The organism is Serratia microhaemolytica (genome assembly GCF_004011885.1).
Lineage (GTDB): Bacteria > Pseudomonadota > Gammaproteobacteria > Enterobacterales > Enterobacteriaceae > Serratia_G > Serratia_G microhaemolytica.
This window is the reverse complement of the sequence record NZ_ML137214.1, coordinates 1-206: the sequence shown is the minus strand read 5'-3', so window position 1 is coordinate 206 and position 206 is coordinate 1. Positions and strand designations below refer to the sequence as shown.

Genomic DNA, 206 nt, shown 5'->3' with positions numbered 1-206 from the left:
GGCACTGCCATCAAACACAATGCCACCGATGCCGGTCAGCCGTGCGGTTAACCGGCGATTGCTGGCCGGATCGCTACTGCTGGCAATCAGCAGTGCGTTGACATCATCCGTCAGCAGGTTAAGGGTGTGCAATTCGTAGTTGAGGTACAGCCCCTGTTGACCGCTGATACTGGTGTTATCGAGCAGGTAGTCGTAGATCCCCTCAG

Annotated in this window: 1 protein-coding gene; it reads right to left on the bottom strand. The window is 56.3% G+C overall.

Annotated elements, in window-relative coordinates; genetic code table 11:
* Nucleotides 1-206 (bottom strand): hypothetical protein (locus EOJ37_RS14480; RefSeq protein WP_206194001.1); only part of this gene is annotated, 206 nt, incomplete at both ends.